Origin of the sequence: Alloalcanivorax gelatiniphagus, assembly GCF_005938655.1 — a bacterium.
GTDB lineage: Bacteria > Pseudomonadota > Gammaproteobacteria > Pseudomonadales > Alcanivoracaceae > Alloalcanivorax > Alloalcanivorax gelatiniphagus.
The window spans coordinates 16,731-31,664 of record NZ_VCQT01000039.1 but is presented as its reverse complement, the minus strand read 5'-3'; the positions used below and the strand labels follow the sequence as shown (position 1 = coordinate 31,664).

Below are 14,934 nucleotides of genomic sequence, written 5' to 3'. Positions count from 1 at the left end.
CCTGACGGCTCCAGAGGGGCTTATCGGTACGGGTTGGGCTGGCCCGGAGGTTGATGTTTGAAGCGCTTGTGCACCCACAGATACTGCTCCGGATGCTTGCGCACATAGTGTTCCACCGTGCGGTTGATACGCGCGGTGTCCGCCTCGTCGTCGCCGCTGGGAAAGTCCTCCAGCGGCGCGCCGAATTCGATCTGGTAACGGCCGCCGGGCAACCGGTAGTGGGCGCAGGGAATCACCGCCGCCTTGCCCATTTTGGCGATCCGGCTGGTGGCGGTGATGGTGGCCGCCGGCACCCCGAAGAACGGCACATACACCGCGTGGCGGGTGCCGTAATCCTGGTCCGGGGCGTACCACACCACCTCGCCCTGGCGCAGCAGCCGCACGGTCTGGCGCAGGTCGTTGCGGTCCACCGAGTGGTTCACCCAGGTGCCCCGGCCCTCGGTGATCAGCTTGTCCAGCAGCGGATTGTCATTGGGCCGATAGACCACGCTGAAACGGAAGAACTTCCCCAGCAGGCGGCTGCCCACGTCGATGGAATTGAAATGCATGCCCAGCAGCAGCACCCCCTGGCCCCGGGCCCGGGCCGCCTCCAGGTGCTCCAGCCCGGAGACGCTGAGCCGCTGGCCCAGGTCGATGCGGCGATTGTGGAAGGCACCGGCCATTTCCAGCAGGGCTTCGCCGGTACTGGTCATCACCCGCCGCGCCAGCGCCGTCCGTTCCTGCTCGGACAGCTCCGGGAAACACAACTTCAGGTTGACCAGCGTGACCCGGCGGCGGGCCCGGGCCAGATACCAGCCCAGTCGGCCCAGGCCCCGCCCGGCCGCCAGCAGCCAGTCCCAGGGCAACTGGCCGATCAGCCAGAACAGGGCCAGCCCGGCGCGGGTGGGCCACAGGCGCGGGTCCTTGGGGTCGGTGGGGCGGTTGCGACGTCTACCCATGTTCTGACTTAGCCCTGCTTGAGGGCGGGCCGGCTTTCGCGGGTGCTGAGGCTGGCCAGCATCAGCGCCAGCGGGAACCACAGGCACATCCAGCTGGGATGGAAGGGCACCAGCGTGTAGGCGCCGGCGCTGAGCATGGTGAGCAGGCCGGGCAGCACGCTGACCAGGAACACGGCGCCCTCGCGGTGTTTCTGGTCGTTGTCCGGCAGGTTCCAGGCGGGCACCGCCCAGGCGGCCAGGAACAGCAAAACGCCGACCAGGCCGGTGCTGTGCAGCACCGCCAGCAGCACGTTATTGGGGTGTGGCAGCACACGCAGGCCGCCGGGAATGCCCTCCAGCAGGGAATCGCCGCCCTCCTGGCTGAAGCCGTTGCCGAACAGCGGATGGCTGAAATACAGCTGTGCCTGACGCAGCACCTCGAAGTCCAGTGCCATGTACAGGGCCACCGCGCCGGCCAGGGCGGCCAGCAGCCGCTGGCCGTGGCGCAGCAGCACCCAGCCCAGCGCCATCACCAGCAGCATCAGGCCGGTATGCAACTGCACCGCCACCAGGAAGGTGAACCCCACCAGGGCCCCGGCGCCCCGGCGGGCGCCCTTGGGGGTGAGCCCTTCTTCCAGCGCCTGGGCCAGCAGAATAAAGGTGGGCGCCACCAGCGCCATGGTGCTGATCAGCGGGCCGGGCTGGGGCAGGTTGAAGATCAGGCTGGCGGGCTGGCTGAACAGGGGGCTGTCCAGGGGCTGGATGGTGAAATAGCTGACCATGATCACCGCCAGCACCACCATGGCGGTCATGGCACCGTTGGCCAGGGCCAGTTTCAGGGTGTGGCGGTAATAGAGGTGCAGCCAGCGCAGCATGCCCACCAGGATCACGATCTGCACCACCGCGCGCACCGTGCGCGAGCTGTTCACGTCCTCCGCCCAGCCCATGGTCAGCAGGGTCCAGCCCAGGAAGGCGTACAGCGGCACCAGCCAGGGGTCCAGCAGCAACTGGCGGTCGCCGCTGACCAGGGCACGGGTCAGCAGGGTCAGGGACGGCACGAAGAACAGCACGTCCACCACGTTCAGCAGGGCCACCCGGGAATGGAACAGAAACGGGCCGGTGAACATCACCGCGAACGAGACCGTCAGCCACAGTCTCAACCATTTGCCCTGTTGCGCGTTGTGGCGCAATGCCGTCATAGATTTCCGTCCCGTTGCGTATGGGTGCCAGTCCGGCGGGCGGGGCCGCTCGGCGAGCGGCAAAGTGTACTCAGCCCGGCTGCCGGCATCCACCGCTATGCTACACTTCGCCGCTGTCAGCACACTAGATGGAGTAGGGCAATGCCCAACCTGGAGATTCCCCCGTTCGGTCAGGCCCGGGTGCTGGTGGCGGGCGACGTCATGCTCGACCGCTACTGGCACGGCCCCACCGGCCGTATTTCGCCGGAAGCCCCGGTGCCGGTGGTGCGTGTCACCGACCTGGAGGACCGCCCCGGCGGCGCCGCCAACGTGGCGCTGAACATGGCCGCCCTGGGCGCCCGCGCCGAACTGGTGGGGGTCACCGGCGACGATGAGGCGGCGGGCATTCTCGAGGAACGGCTGGGCGCCGCCGACGTGGCCTGCGATTTCCAGAAAGTGGCGGGGCTGCCCACCATCACCAAACTGCGGGTGGTCAGCCGCCAGCAGCAGCTGCTGCGGCTGGATTTCGAGGAATCCTTCCAGGACCAGGACCCGGCGCCGTTCGCCGACAAGGTGCGTGCCCGGCTGGCCGGCTGCGGCGCCCTGGTGCTCTCCGACTACGCCAAGGGCGCCCTGCGCGACTGCCCGGGGCTGATCCGGCTGGCCCGGGAGGCCGGCGTGCCGGTGCTGGTGGACCCCAAGGGCAGCGACTTCGAGCGCTACCGGGGCGCTACCCTGCTGACCCCGAACCTGTCCGAGTTCGAGGCGGTGGTGGGCCCGGTGCCCGATGAAAAGACCCTGGCGGAAAAAGGCCAGACCCTGATGGTGGAGCTGGAGCTGGACGCCCTGCTGGTGACCCGCAGCGAGCGCGGCATGACCCTGCTGCGCGCCGGCCAGCCGGAGCGCCACCTGCCCACCCACGCCCGCGAGGTGTTCGATGTCACCGGCGCCGGTGACACCGTGATTTCCACCCTGGCGGTGGCCCTGGCCGCCGGCGCCACCCTGGAAGACGCGGTGGCGCTGGCCAATATCGCCGCCGGCATCGTGGTGGGCAAGCTCGGCACCGCCGTGGTCAGCGCCCCGGAACTGCGCCGGGCGGTGCACCAGACCGGCGGGCCGGGCCGGGGCGCCATGACCGAGGAACAGCTGCTGCTGGCCATCGAGGACGCCCGCGCCCAGGGCGAGACCATCGTCTTTACCAACGGCTGCTTCGACATCATCCACGCCGGCCACGTGGGCTACCTGGATTCCGCCCGCCGCCTGGGCGACCGGCTGGTGCTGGCGGTCAACAGCGACGAGTCGGTGAAACGGCTGAAAGGCCCGGGCCGGCCGATCAACCCGCTGGAGCGCCGCATGGCGGTGCTGGCGGCCCTGGAAGCGGTGGACTATGTGGTGGCTTTTGACACCGACACCCCGGAACCGCTGCTGGAGAAGGTCAAGCCGGACGTGCTGGTCAAAGGCGGTGATTACAGCGTGGACCAGGTGGTGGGCGCGCCCATCGTGCAGGCCTACGGCGGCCGGGTGGAAGTGCTCGACTTCGCCGAGAACATCTCCACCACCCACATCGTCCAGCGCATCCGCGGTGAACAGTAGGAGCGGCCTGTAGGAGCGGCTTCAGCCGCGATCAGCCGCGATCACCACCACGGTTGATCGCGGCTGAAGCCGCTCCTACAAGACCCTTTACAAGCCGCTGCGCCGGTACCTCGCCGGGGTCACCCCGGTCCAGCGCTGAAAAGCCCGGATAAAGGCGGCGGGCTCGCTGTAGCCCAGCCGGCCGCCGATCCGGTCCACGCTCAGTGACGAATCCGCCAGCAGGGCCCGGGCCTTGCGCAGGCGCACTTCATCGAGAAGGGTCTGATAGCTGCGGCCTTCCGCGCCGAGCCGGCGGCGGAAGCTGCGCTCCGCCAGGTCGAAGGCGGCGGCGGCCCGGGCGGCGTCCGGAAATTCCCCCAGGAACAGGTCCAGGTAGGCGGCGACCCGATCCGCCAGCCCCTCCCGGGCACCGCTCCGGCGGGCCAGCAGCGCGTCGCACTGGGAGCGGTACAGATCCTGGGCGGCCTGGTTGTGAAACGGCAGCGGCATGGCCAGGTCCCGGTTACGGATGCTGGCCTGGGCCCAGGGTTGGTCGAACTTCACCGGACAACGGAAATAGTCCTCGTAAAAGCCGGTTTCCCGGGGCCGGGGATAGGGCAACCACACCTCCCGGGGAGCCAGGTCCAGGCCCAGCTGGGTCTGCAGGTCGTTGACCAGCCGGAAGGTTCCGGTCATGTCCCGGTCGATAAGGATGCGGCGCACCGCCGGTGGCAGGGCGATGGGCTTAAGAATCAGCGCCGTGTCCTGCTCGCCGGGCACCAGCGACAGCTCGCCGTACAGATAGGTAAGCGCCTGGTAGCGCACCCCCAACTGGAAGCCCTCGAAGGCGGAGCGGCTGGTCATCAGCAGCATGGTCAGCGGCCCATAGCCGGCCAGCCCGAAACGCTGGCCCATCTCGAAGCCGAACGCCGGGTCCCCGGCCAGGGGCAGCAATTCCGTGAGCACCGCCAGCTCCCGGTCCCGCTCGATCTCGCCATTGGGGTCCAGGCGCGCCGGGTCCAGCCCGTGGCGGGCCAGCACATCGTCGCAGGCCACCCCGCGTTGGCGGAGCAGGTCCACGGTGTAGATCAGGGCGAGGATCGAGCGCTGGGACATATCTCTCTGGCCGGAATTATCAATTTTCGGGTCAGCTTAACAGCTTTTTTCCCCGCCCCGCCAAGGTAGTGTAGGCCCATCGAAAAGGCGCCCGGGCCAACCCGGCCGGTACCACCCGTGAATGGGAGAACAACATGAACAGTCGAGTAAACCCGAATAATCAGGCCGTGAAGGTGGCCATTGTCGGCGGTGGCTTCGGTGGCCTGTGCATGGCCATCAAGCTGCGCGAGGCCGGCATCGAGGACTTCGTGGTGCTGGAGAAGGCCGGCGAGCTGGGCGGCACCTGGCGGGAAAACACCTACCCGGGCTGCGCCTGCGACGTGCAGTCGCACCTGTATTCCTATTCCTTCGAGGGCAACCCGGACTGGTCCGCCCGCTATAGCGGCTGGAAGGAAATCCAGGATTACATCCTGGCCACCGTGGCCAAACACGGCATTCGCGAGCGCACCCGTTTCCACGCCCAGGTCACCGGCGCCCACTTTGACGAGGCCCGTGCCCGCTGGACCCTGGATCTCACCGACGGCAGCCAGGTGGAATGCCAGCACTGGGTACTGGCCAGCGGCCCGCTGCATGTGCCGCAGATTCCCAAGTTCCCCGGCATGGAGCGGTTCCAGGGCAAGGTGTTCCACTCCTCCCAGTGGGACCACGACTACGACCTGGCCGGCAAGAAGGTGGTGTCCGTGGGCACCGGCGCCAGCGCCATCCAGTATGTGCCGCAAATCGCCCCGTTGGTGGAACAACTCACCGTGGTGCAGCGCACTCCGGGCTGGATCATCCCCCGGGATGAGCGCCGCTACAGTGCTCTCAGCAAGACCCTGTTCCGCCGCTTCCCGGCCCTGCGCAAGCTGCACCGGGCGCGGCTCTACTGGAGCAATGAATCCCGGGTGCTGCCGATTTTCCACCCGCGCCTGGCCTCGCTGCTGGAGAAAGCGGTTAAGCAGTTCATCCGCTTCCAGGTGAAAGACAAGGACACCGCCCGCCGGCTCACCCCCAGCTACACCCTGGGCTGCAAGCGCATCATGATCTCCAACCGCTACTACCCCACCTTCAACCGGGACAACGTGGAACTGGTCACCGAGGGCGTGAAGGAAGTACGCGAGCACAGCATCGTGTTCAGCGACGGCAGCGAGCGGGACATGGACTGCCTGGTGCTGGGCACCGGCTTCGTGGTGGACCCGCGCATCTACATGCAGGGCTTCCCCATCGTCGGGCGCGGCGGCCGCACTCTCCAGGAGGACTGGAAGGACGCCTCCGAGGCCTATCTGGGCGTCACCGTGGCCGGCTACCCGAACCTGTTCCAGATGGTCGGGCCGAACACCGGCCTGGGACACAATTCCATTGTCTTCATGATCGAGTGCCAGGCCCGCTACATCGTCGATGCGATCCAGCAGGTGGACGCCCGGGGCGTGGACTGCCTGGACGTGAAGCGCTCGGAAATGGACGTGTTCAACGAGAAACTGCAGCGCGACGTGGCCGGCACCGTCTGGCAGCAGGGCGGCTGCAGCAGCTGGTACCAGCAGGCGGACGGCAAGAACGTGGCGATCTGGCCCTACGCCACCTGGCGCTACTGGCTCAAGACCCGCCAGGTGGACGCCGGCAAGTACCATTGGGAAAAAGCCCGGCAACCCGTCCCCACATTGTAGGAGCGGCTTTAGCCGCGATCCGGCGTGCGTAATGATCCCGGCGCCGGATCGCGGCTAAAGCCGCTCCTACAAGGCCAACGCCAAGGCCAACGCCAAGGCCAACGCCAAGGCCAACGCCAAGGCCAACGCCAAGGCCAACGCCAAGGCCAACGCCAAGGCCAACGCCAAGGCCAACGCCAAGGCCAACGCCAAGGCCAACGCCAAGGCCAACGCCAAGGCCAACGCCAAGGCCAACGCCAAGGCCAACGCCAAGGCCAACGCCTGGGCGCTGCGGCTTGGGTTCTTTCCGGGATGGGGTTAGGCTTGGGCTCCACGCTCAGGAGCGCCCATGGACGACCGCAAACCGGAAATCATCGACACCCGGCTGATCGCCAAAAGCCGGCTGTTCGGCATCGAGGAGATGCACCTGCGCTTCAGCAACGGCGAGGAGCGCACCTACGAGCGCCTGCGCACGCCGCCGATTGCCGGGGTGATGTGCGTGCCGATGCTGGACCGGGACACGGTGGTGCTGATCCGGGAATACGGCGCCGGCGTGGAGGACTACCAGCTGACCCTGCCCAAGGGCGCCGTGGAACACGGCGAGGACTGGCGCGAGGCCGCCAACCGGGAACTCAAGGAAGAGGCCGGCTACGGCGCCCGCAAGCTCACCCTGCTCAAGCGCATGACCCTGTCGCCGGGCTATATGGGCCACCATATCCGCGTGATCCTGGCCGAGGATCTCTACGAAGAGAAACTGCCCGGTGACGAGCCGGAACCGCTGGAAGTGATCCCCTGGAAACTGTCCGACCTGGACCGTCTGCTGGAACGGGACGACGTCACCGAGGCCCGGGTGATCGCCGCTCTGCTGATGACCCAGCGCCTGCTGAACAATCGTTGATGAACAACCGCTGATGAACCCCTTCTGATGGAAGCCCCCATGACCGACCTGCACGACCTGCTGGACCCGGTGGCCGGCATCGCCGCCGACGCCGCCGCCGCCATTCTTGAGATCTACGATCGCGGCGACGTGGACGTGGACCGCAAGGACGACGACAGCCCGATCACCGCCGCCGACCGCGCCGCCCATAACCTGATCGTCGCCGGCCTCACCGCCCTGACCCCGGACATTCCGGTGTTCTCCGAGGAATCCGGTGGCATCGACTACGCCGACCGCAAGGACTGGACGCGCTTCTGGCTGGTGGACCCGCTGGACGGCACCAAGGAATTCATCAAGCGCAACGGCGAGTTCACCGTCAACATCGCCCTGGTGGAACAGGGCCGGCCGGTGCTCGGCGTGGTCCATGTGCCGGTCACCGGCGTGGTCTACCTGGGCGGGGAAGGGCTGGGCGCCTTCAAGGAGGAGAACGGCCAGCGCAGCGCCATTCACTGCCGTGAACGGCACTCGCCGGTGATTCTGGTGGCCAGCCGCAGCCACGGTGGCAGCCCGCGCATGGACGTGCTGGAGGCGCTGATCGCGCAACGGCTGGGTGCCGTGGACAAGACCTCCATGGGCTCGTCCCTGAAACTGTGTCTGGTGGCCGAGGGCAAGGCCGACCTCTACCCGCGCCTGGCGCCCACCAGCGAATGGGACACCGCCGCCGCCCACGCCGTGGTCAACGCCGCCGGCGGCCATGTGGTCAACACCGACTTCCAGCCGCTGGTCTACAACAAGGAAGACATTCTCAACCCGCACTTCCTGGTGCTTGGCCAGCCGGTGGACGACTGGCGCTTTATCCATTCCGCCGTGGAGAGATAGGGCAATCGCGGCTGAAGCCGCTCCTACGGTGGCGCGCATTGCCCTGTAGGAGCGGCTTCAGCCGCGATCAAGATGGAACCAAATGCCCGTAGGAGCGGCCGGGCGGCGTTTCGCTTCAGCCGCGATCAGCCCCTCACCCCGCCCAAGCCGGCAGCATCCCCAGCAACGTGGGCTGCAGCTGCTGGCTCAACCAATGGGCCCCCACCGCCGCCATGGACAGCTGCATCATCGGCAGCATGATGCCCAGCGCCAGGACGTTCACCAGTATCTTCTGCCGAATCCGGCCACTCCACAGCATCAGAGCGACCACCGCGAACACCATCAGCGGTATCGCCAGCAGCCCGGACAGGTCCGGCAGAGCGGGCAGGGTAAGTGAAAAGGATGAGAGCGGCAGATCGGTCATGGGTGAACACTCGGTACGGTTAGTAAGTCAAGATTACCAAGTGCTGCATTAATGTAAGGTGAATGCCTTCAAAGTGTGTCACAAAATAATATCAAAGTGCTATTAGACGGCATGGGTCTTATTTATGGCACATGCGTGCTACTTTTCCGGCCGTTCCTCCAGATAGCGGCGCAGGGCCTCCCGGTCCGGCACCGTCACCCGCCCATAGCTGAAGGCGATCAGCCCCTCCCGCTCCAGGGCCTTGAGCACCCGGTGCACGCCCTGGCGGGTCATGCCCATCATGTTGGCGATGTGCTCGCGGGTCAGTTTGAAGGTCACCGGCCCGTCCCCGGTTTCACCGGGCTCGTGCATCTGCGCCAGAAACAACAGCCGCCGGCCCACCCGGCCGGGCATATCGCGCAGGGCGTTGTCCTCGATGATGGAGATCGCCGACCACAGCCGCCGGCTGAGCATGTCCAGGGTGCGCGGATAGGCTTCCGGGTAGCGGGCCAGCAGGTCCCGGTAGCCCTGGCCCGGCACCTCCACCAGCTCACCGTCGCTGTGGGCGGTGGCGCCGAACACCCGGGGCACGCCCGGGGAGAACACGGTGTCGCCGAACCAGGCGCCGGGCTCGAACAGGGTCAGCATGATTTCCCGGCCGTCACTGCTGGTGGAGCTGATCCGCACGCTGCCGGCGCCCACCACCGACAGGGCCGACTGCACCTCGCCGCGCGCGTAGAGCACCTCGTTGGCGCGGAACGGCCGTACCCGGGCCATGGCGGCGGCCTCGCGCAGCGCCTGCTCCGGCAGACCGGAGAGCAGTGAGCAACCGCTCAGGACCCGCAGATTGTGTTCCGACCGGCCGTCGGTGTGGGTTTCGGACATCAGGCGACCCGGTAAGTGTCAAACCGTTGACAGTCTGGCGGCCCCGCCGGTTCTAGACTGCCGGCATAGCAAAATAAAAGAGCCAGCGGGCCGTCGCCCGTACCGGGTACCGGTCCCTCAAGCCAGGAGAGCATCATGCACGAGCAAGAACCCCGCGCCCAGTTCAAACACATGGAAGAAGGCACCGCCGAGGATTGGCAAATCATTTCCCAGGCGTTTGGCGGCTTCGCCCGCGAACTGCCGGACCGGGTGATCGATCATCTGCGTTTGCTGGAAGGTGACTGCGGTGGCTTCCCGGTGGACCGCCTGACCCATTGTCTGCAGACCGCCACCCTGGCCCACCAGGACGGCCGCGACGAGGAATATGTGGTGTGTGCGCTGCTTCACGACATCGGTGACACCCTGGGCCCGTACAACCACGCCGACGTGGCCGCCAGCCTGCTGGAGCCCTTCGTCAGCGAGGAAAACCACTGGATGGTCAAGCACCACGCCATCTTCCAGGGCTACTACTTCTTCGATCACCTGGGCCTGGATCGTGACCTGCGCGAGCAGTTCCGAGACCACCCCTGCTTCGCGCGTACCGAGGAATTCTGCGCCAAATACGACGCCGCCGCCTTCGACCCGGACCAGGAAACCCTGCCGCTGTCGTTCTTCGAGCCGATGCTGCGCCGGGTGATGGCCAAGCCCAAGCGCTCCCTGTACAAGAAGAGCTTCGACTCCGAGCCCGCCGCCGCGCAAAACGCCTGATCGTTGCCGCGCCGCGCCGTGTGACACGGCGCGGTCCCCAGTTTGGGTGTACACACCAAACTGTCAGAAAGAACGAAATATTTCAGCCATCCCCGAGTCATAACCGGGCCGTAAGGTAAGCCCCGCGTAAACAGTCCTTACTCGGGAGACTCACCATGAATACCCTGCATCCGGCCCGGTGGCGTGCCACCTGGCTGACGTTTTTGCTGTGCCTTTTTCTCTCCGCCTGCGGCGGCGACAGCAGCTCCAGCGATGCTGGCGGCGGCGCCACGCCACCGGACGCCGGCGGCCCGTCCGCCAACGCCTTCACCCTGGCGGTGCTGCCGGATACCCAGAAATATTCCCGCTATTCGCCGGAGCGTTATACCGTTCAGACGCAATGGATCGCCGACCATTACCAGGAGGAGAACATCAAGTTCACCGTGCATCTGGGCGATGTGGTCGACCGCCCCGGTGTGCCCGAGGAATGGGTGGAGGCCCGCGCCGCCATGCAGATCCTGGAAGCCAACCCGGAAACCCCCTACAGCGTGCTGGCCGGCAACCACGACGTGATGAACAGCGGTCAGTGGGACGACCAGCGCACCCTGGCCAATGAACCTTTCCTGCAGCAGTTTCCGGCGTCCCTGCAGGCGTCCAACTTCAGCACCTTCCAGGGCACCGACGAAACCGGCTTCAACAGCTATCACCTGTTCCAGGCCGGCGACCGCGAGTACCTGGTGCTGGCCCTGGACTGGCTGCCGTCGCAGCAAACCGTGTCTTGGGTACAGGGCGTGCTCGATCAGCACCCGGACACCCCCACCATTCTCACCACCCATCAGCTGCTGGGCATCGGCTCCGACGGCAAAACCGCCGTGTTCACTCCGCTGGGCAAACAGCTGTGGGAAGACCTGATCAGCACCAACGACCAGATTTTCCTGACCGTCAGCGGCCACAACCACGGTGAAGCCACCCTGATCGGCAAGAACCAATACGGCCGCGACGTGGTGATGGTGGTGGTGGACTACCAGTCCGGTTTCTGGGGTGGCAATGGCATGATGCAGCTGGTGAGTTTCAACGAAGCGGACCAGCAACTGGATTTCCGCTCCTACTCGCCCTGGGTGGCGTCGATTCCGGAGGCCGAGCGTCAGCCCCAGGACGAGCTGTCCCGTTGGGAGTTCAGTGTGCCGATGAACTTCGAGCGCCGCTTCGCCGATCTCAATCAGGGCTCCGTGTCCGACTCGCCGGGCAACATCGAAGGCACCGAAGCCTACTGGATTCTCGACGACGACCACCGCATCACCCGCGCCGACGGTTCGGTGCAGTTCATGGATGCCTCCGGCCACGGCAACACCCTGGAGCTGGTGGACTACAACGATCCCCAGGGCGAGCAAAGCGACTTCTTCGAGCTGCGTGATGAAAAGCCGCCGTTCGGCTACGCCACCGGCACCGCCACCTTCCGTGGCAACAACGACATCGGGGGTTACTACCTGACCACCGGTGGTCCCGGCCTGACCTTCGAAAACAGCGCCTCCGGCAAACCCGGTTTCCTGCCGCAATACACCATTGAAGCCATCGTGCGGCTGCCGTCGGATTGGCAGCGGGATAACAACAAGTGGTCCGGCATTCTCAACCACGAACCGGGCATCACCCAGGTCTGCCAGTACCACGAAGTGTCCTGTTCCGGCAGCGATGCGTCCCTGGGCCTGAACGTTTCATCCCTGAAGGAATTCCAGTGGGTCAGCACCTCCCAGAACGGCAAGGGTCAGGACAACTGGTCCTGGGAAGTGGGCAACGATTACTGGTACCACATCGCCCTGGTGAACGATGGCGAGCGGGTGCAGATGTACGTGGACGGTTCTCTGACCATGCGTACCGGTGTGGATCAGCAGCAGGGGCTGATGGTGGAGCCGGGCCAGCCCTGGAACATCGGCATCAACAGCTGGCAGGGCAGCCCGGGCAATCTGTTCGCCGGCGACATCGCCGAGATCCGCATCAACAACCGGGCGCTGGATCGCAGCGAGTGGCTGTACAACCAATAAGGCACCGCCTCACCTCTTCAAGCGCCCTGCGGGGCGCTTTTTTTATGCGCTCGCTTTTGCGGGGGAGGTGCCCTCGATCCGGGCCGCGTCTCGGTGTGGGCCCCCTTCCGGGAACGCCGTGAACCCGTCCATGGGGGCTCCCTTTCGAACGTCCTGTTCTCAAGGGTCCCGGAAGAGGGCCCACACCGAGACGCTACGAGGTAGCGTCTCGCGCGGCTTTGTAGTTGGGGGAGGAGGGGCTGTAGGAGCGACTTCAGTCGCGATTGAAGATGGCACCGCCGCTGATCGCGGCTAAAGCCGAACCGCCGCCCGGCCGTTCCTACAGCAATACACGGCGGGCTCCAGGGGGGCCGGGAAGAATCCCTGTAGGAGCGACTTCAGTCGCGATTGAAGATGGCACCACCGCTGATCGCGACTGAAGCGGAATGCCGCCCAGCCGCTCCTACGGCAGATCCAAAAGGCCGAGGAGGGCGTCGGTGTCCAGGTGCTGGTCGATGATGTCGGCGAGGCGGTCCAGGTCGTGCTGGCGGTGGGCGTGGTAATCGACGGCGGCGGAGGCGTCGGCCAGGCCGGCCCAGCGTAGCAGGGCGTCGGTGGCGCCGGGGTGGTCGAACAGGCCGTGCAGGTAGGTGCCGCGGATACGGTCGTCGTCGCTGATGGCGCCATCGGCCCGGCCTTCCAGGCGCAGCAGCGGGTGGTCCAGGGCCGGGCCTTCGCTGACGCCATTGTGGATCTCGTAACCGTGGATCGGCACGCCGTCCGGCAGCAGGGTGCCGCTCACGTTGCGCAGCTGTTTACCGCCGACCAGGGTGGTGCGCAGGGCCAGCCAGCCCAGGCCGTCATCGCCGCCGGGTTCACCTTCCAAACCCTGCGGGTCCTCGATGCGTTGGCCCAGCATCTGGAAGCCGCCGCAGATGCCCAGCACCTTGCCACCGTAGCGCAGGTGCCGTTCGATCTCCCGGTCCCAACCCTGCTCGCGCAGGAACGCCAGGTCGGCGCGGCTGGCCTTGCTGCCGGGCAGGATCACCAGGTCCGCCGCCGGCCAGGGCCGGCCCATTTCCGCGAAGCGCAGTTCCACGCCGGGGTGCAGGCGCAGGGGATCGAAGTCGTTGTGGTTGCTCATGCGCGGCAGCAGCGGCACCGTCACCTTGAGCGCGCCGTCGCCGTGGTCGCCGCCGCCGGCCACCGCATCCTCCGCGTCCAGCATCAGACCGTGCAGGTAGGGCAGCACCCCCAGGACCGGTTTGCCGGTACGTTGCTCCAACCAGTCAAGGCCGCTTTGTAACAGCGCCGGGTCGCCGCGAAAGCGGTTGATCACGAAGCCGCGAATGCGCGCCTGCTCCTCCGGCGGCAGCACCGCCAGGGTGCCGACGATTTGCGCGAACACCCCGCCCCGGTCGATGTCCGCCACCAGGATCACCGGGCAATCGGCCAGCTCGGCGAAGCCCATATTGGCGATGTCGTTGGCGCGCAGATTGATCTCCGCCGGGCTGCCGGCGCCCTCGGCGATCACCACGTCATAGCGGGCGGACAGCGCCTGCCAGGCAGCGCGCACCGCGTCCCGGGCGGTGGCCTTGAAGGCGTGATAGTCCAGGGCATCCATATTGCCGTGCACTTGCCCGCGCAGAATCACCTGGGCGCCCCGGTCGGTCTGCGGCTTCAACAGCACCGGGTTCATATCCGAATGCAACGGCACCCCCGCCGCCAACGCCTGCAACGCGGTGGACCGGCCCACCTCGCCACCGTCCTCGCTCACCGCGCTGTTCAACGCCATGTTCTGCGCCTTGAACGGCGCCACCCGCACCCCCCGCCGCGCCAACCACCGGCACAACGCCGCCACCACCAGCGTCTTGCCAGCGTCGGAGGTGGTGCCCTGAACCATCAATGTCGTCATGACAGGCCGCCCTGGTTTTTTGTAGGAGCGGCTTCAGCCGCGATGGGGTGGGGACGAGTTGAAAGTTACAAGTTAAAAGTTAAAAGGTCCTGGCGGAAAGGCTTTCCCGCGGCCCACGGCCGTGCAAGCGGTGCGGTTCATCCCTATTACCCTCAAGCGCGGGCACGGCGGTACAAAGCCGGACACCCCGATCCGCGTTTCAACTTTTAACTTTCAACTGTTCTTACAACTCCACGCCCTTTTGAGCCCGAACCCCCTGATCCTTGAACGCATGCTTGACCACTTTCATTTCCGTGACCGTGTCCGCCAGTTCGATCAGCGGTTTGGGGGCGTAGCGGCCGGTGACCACCGCGTGTTGCATGGGCGGGCGGTTTTGCAGGTCGTCGAGGACCGTGTCCAAGTCCAGGTACTCGTAGCGCAGGGCGATGTTCAGTTCGTCCAGCAGCACCAGGTGGTAGCTCTCGTCGCGGAGCATGGCGCGGGCGATGTCCCAGGCCGCCTGGGCGGCGGCCAGGTCCCGTTCCCGGTCCTGGGTGTCCCAGGTGTAGCCTTCGCCCATGACGTGGTAGTCCACGTTGGGCAGGTCGCGGAAGAAGGCTTCCTCACCGGTGCTGAAGGCGCCCTTGATGAACTGCACCACGCCCACTTTCATGCCGTGGCCCAGGGCCCGGGCCAGCATGCCGAAGCCGGAGCTGCTCTTGCCCTTGCCCGGGCCGGTGAGCACCAGCAGCACGCCCTGGTCCTTGTCGGCGCGGGCGATGCGCTCCTGCATGATTTGTTGTTTCTTCGCCATGCGTTCGGCGTGGCGTCGCGGGGTTTTGGCGTCTTCGCGCATGGGGATCTCCTG

14 protein-coding genes are annotated in these 14,934 nt (G+C 66.3%); 6 read left to right on the top strand and 8 right to left on the bottom strand.

The window, feature by feature from the left end; translation table 11 throughout:
- Positions 1 to 20: 20 nt before the first annotated feature.
- Positions 21 to 938 carry an LpxL/LpxP family Kdo(2)-lipid IV(A) lauroyl/palmitoleoyl acyltransferase gene (gene lpxL, locus FGS76_RS13500; protein ID WP_138773189.1) on the bottom strand — a complete coding sequence of 306 codons (918 nt, stop codon included), beginning with the start codon at positions 936 to 938 and terminating at the stop codon, positions 21 to 23.
- An 8-nt stretch (positions 939 to 946) separates the two neighbouring features.
- A complete protein-coding gene (locus FGS76_RS13495; RefSeq protein ID WP_138773188.1) occupies positions 947 to 2,116 on the bottom strand; it encodes a hypothetical protein in 1,170 nt (389 codons plus the stop codon).
- Between the two features lie 141 nt (positions 2,117 to 2,257).
- On the opposite strand from FGS76_RS13495, the gene hldE reads away from it, so the two are divergent.
- Positions 2,258 to 3,688 carry a bifunctional D-glycero-beta-D-manno-heptose-7-phosphate kinase/D-glycero-beta-D-manno-heptose 1-phosphate adenylyltransferase HldE gene (gene hldE, locus FGS76_RS13490; protein WP_138773187.1) on the top strand — a complete coding sequence of 477 codons (1,431 nt, stop codon included), beginning with the start codon at positions 2,258 to 2,260 and terminating at the stop codon, positions 3,686 to 3,688.
- An 87-nt stretch (positions 3,689 to 3,775) separates the two neighbouring features.
- On the opposite strand, the gene FGS76_RS13485 is transcribed toward hldE, so the two are convergent.
- Positions 3,776 to 4,783: an AraC family transcriptional regulator gene (locus FGS76_RS13485; protein ID WP_138773186.1), complete on the bottom strand. Its 1,008-nt coding sequence runs from the start codon at positions 4,781 to 4,783 to the stop codon at positions 3,776 to 3,778.
- Between the two features lie 134 nt (positions 4,784 to 4,917).
- On the opposite strand from FGS76_RS13485, the gene FGS76_RS13480 reads away from it, so the two are divergent.
- The gene (locus FGS76_RS13480) at positions 4,918 to 6,426 is read left to right on the top strand and encodes a flavin-containing monooxygenase (RefSeq protein WP_138773185.1); all 1,509 of its coding nucleotides are present in this window, start codon (positions 4,918 to 4,920) and stop codon (positions 6,424 to 6,426) included.
- Positions 6,427 to 6,492: 66 nt separating this feature from the next.
- Here the strand turns inward: FGS76_RS13480 and FGS76_RS13475 are convergent, their stop codons facing one another.
- Positions 6,493 to 6,678, bottom strand: a complete 186-nt coding sequence (locus FGS76_RS13475; protein WP_170214474.1) for a hypothetical protein — start codon at positions 6,676 to 6,678, stop codon at positions 6,493 to 6,495.
- A 76-nt stretch (positions 6,679 to 6,754) separates the two neighbouring features.
- Here FGS76_RS13475 and nudE point away from each other — a divergent pair, with 76 nt between their 5' ends.
- Together nudE and cysQ are read left to right on the top strand one after the other, a co-directional pair.
- On the top strand, positions 6,755 to 7,303 hold the full coding sequence (nudE, locus tag FGS76_RS13470) for an ADP compounds hydrolase NudE (protein ID WP_138773184.1): 549 nt from the start codon (positions 6,755 to 6,757) through the stop codon (positions 7,301 to 7,303).
- Between the two features lie 39 nt (positions 7,304 to 7,342).
- Complete coding sequence (gene cysQ, locus FGS76_RS13465) at positions 7,343 to 8,161, top strand: 3'(2'),5'-bisphosphate nucleotidase CysQ (protein ID WP_138773183.1); 819 nt, start codon at positions 7,343 to 7,345, stop codon at positions 8,159 to 8,161.
- 133 nt (positions 8,162 to 8,294) lie between these two features.
- Here the strand turns inward: cysQ and FGS76_RS13460 are convergent, their stop codons facing one another.
- Positions 8,295 to 8,564, bottom strand: coding sequence for a hypothetical protein (locus FGS76_RS13460; RefSeq protein WP_138773182.1), 270 nt, complete (start codon positions 8,562 to 8,564; stop codon positions 8,295 to 8,297).
- A 138-nt stretch (positions 8,565 to 8,702) separates the two neighbouring features.
- The gene (locus FGS76_RS13455) at positions 8,703 to 9,428 is read right to left on the bottom strand and encodes a Crp/Fnr family transcriptional regulator (RefSeq protein WP_138773181.1); all 726 of its coding nucleotides are present in this window, start codon (positions 9,426 to 9,428) and stop codon (positions 8,703 to 8,705) included.
- 135 nt (positions 9,429 to 9,563) lie between these two features.
- Between FGS76_RS13455 and FGS76_RS13450 the strand changes: the two genes are divergently transcribed.
- Both FGS76_RS13450 and FGS76_RS13445 read left to right on the top strand, forming a co-directional pair.
- Positions 9,564 to 10,175 carry an HD domain-containing protein gene (locus FGS76_RS13450; protein WP_138773180.1) on the top strand — a complete coding sequence of 204 codons (612 nt, stop codon included), beginning with the start codon at positions 9,564 to 9,566 and terminating at the stop codon, positions 10,173 to 10,175.
- A gap of 155 nt (positions 10,176 to 10,330) precedes the next feature.
- Positions 10,331 to 12,193, top strand: coding sequence for a LamG-like jellyroll fold domain-containing protein (locus FGS76_RS13445; protein WP_138773179.1), 1,863 nt, complete (start codon positions 10,331 to 10,333; stop codon positions 12,191 to 12,193).
- Between the two features lie 442 nt (positions 12,194 to 12,635).
- On the opposite strand, the gene FGS76_RS13440 is transcribed toward FGS76_RS13445, so the two are convergent.
- A complete protein-coding gene (locus FGS76_RS13440) occupies positions 12,636 to 14,087 on the bottom strand; it encodes a cobyric acid synthase (RefSeq protein ID WP_138773178.1) in 1,452 nt (483 codons plus the stop codon).
- Between the two features lie 223 nt (positions 14,088 to 14,310).
- On the bottom strand, positions 14,311 to 14,922 hold the full coding sequence (gene cobO, locus FGS76_RS13435; RefSeq protein WP_138773177.1) for a cob(I)yrinic acid a,c-diamide adenosyltransferase: 612 nt from the start codon (positions 14,920 to 14,922) through the stop codon (positions 14,311 to 14,313).
- Between the last annotated feature and the right edge of the window lie 12 nt (positions 14,923 to 14,934).

Coding starts and splice junctions, on each gene's coding strand:
- lpxL (WP_138773189.1), bottom strand. CDS start 938: ATGGGTAGACGTCGCAACCGCCCCACCGACCCCAAGGACCCGCGCCTG.
- FGS76_RS13450 (WP_138773180.1), top strand. CDS start 9,564: ATGCACGAGCAAGAACCCCGCGCCCAGTTCAAACACATGGAAGAAGGC.
- FGS76_RS13445 (WP_138773179.1), top strand. CDS start 10,331: ATGAATACCCTGCATCCGGCCCGGTGGCGTGCCACCTGGCTGACGTTT.
- FGS76_RS13455 (WP_138773181.1), bottom strand. CDS start 9,428: ATGTCCGAAACCCACACCGACGGCCGGTCGGAACACAATCTGCGGGTC.
- hldE (WP_138773187.1), top strand. CDS start 2,258: ATGCCCAACCTGGAGATTCCCCCGTTCGGTCAGGCCCGGGTGCTGGTG.
- cobO (WP_138773177.1), bottom strand. CDS start 14,922: ATGCGCGAAGACGCCAAAACCCCGCGACGCCACGCCGAACGCATGGCG.
- FGS76_RS13495 (WP_138773188.1), bottom strand. CDS start 2,116: ATGACGGCATTGCGCCACAACGCGCAACAGGGCAAATGGTTGAGACTG.
- cysQ (WP_138773183.1), top strand. CDS start 7,343: ATGACCGACCTGCACGACCTGCTGGACCCGGTGGCCGGCATCGCCGCC.
- FGS76_RS13460 (WP_138773182.1), bottom strand. CDS start 8,564: ATGACCGATCTGCCGCTCTCATCCTTTTCACTTACCCTGCCCGCTCTG.
- FGS76_RS13485 (WP_138773186.1), bottom strand. CDS start 4,783: ATGTCCCAGCGCTCGATCCTCGCCCTGATCTACACCGTGGACCTGCTC.
- FGS76_RS13440 (WP_138773178.1), bottom strand. CDS start 14,087: ATGACGACATTGATGGTTCAGGGCACCACCTCCGACGCTGGCAAGACG.
- nudE (WP_138773184.1), top strand. CDS start 6,755: ATGGACGACCGCAAACCGGAAATCATCGACACCCGGCTGATCGCCAAA.
- FGS76_RS13480 (WP_138773185.1), top strand. CDS start 4,918: ATGAACAGTCGAGTAAACCCGAATAATCAGGCCGTGAAGGTGGCCATT.